Below are 264 nucleotides of genomic sequence, written 5' to 3' on the forward strand. Positions count from 1 at the left end.
AAGCAGGCCAGTAATTAGCATTACCCCGTGGTGGGGTTCCCGAGCGGCCAAAGGGAGCAGACTGTAAATCTGCCGTCATCGACTTCGAAGGTTCGAATCCTTCCCCCACCACCATTCATTCCTGTAGATTCATAAAATTAGTATACCCCTGGTGGGGTTCCCGAGCGGCCAAAGGGAGCAGACTGTAAATCTGCCGTCATCGACTTCGAAGGTTCGAATCCTTCCCCCACCACCATCATTTCCCTGTCGCACTTCAGCAAAATC

The 264-nt window shown here is 52.3% G+C and carries 2 tRNA genes; both read left to right on the top strand.

Annotation, left to right across the window (positions count from 1 at the left end):
* Window positions 1-29: 29 nt before the first annotated feature.
* Window positions 30-114 (top strand) — tRNA-Tyr (locus tag FHD02_RS24160).
* Between the two features lie 36 nt (window positions 115-150).
* A tRNA-Tyr gene (locus FHD02_RS24165) sits at window positions 151-235 on the top strand.
* Window positions 236-264: the final 29 nt, after the last annotated feature.

The sequence above is a fragment of the Citrobacter sp. EC_71 genome, from assembly GCF_019584005.1.
In the GTDB taxonomy this organism is placed as follows: Bacteria; Pseudomonadota; Gammaproteobacteria; order Enterobacterales; family Enterobacteriaceae; genus Citrobacter; species Citrobacter werkmanii.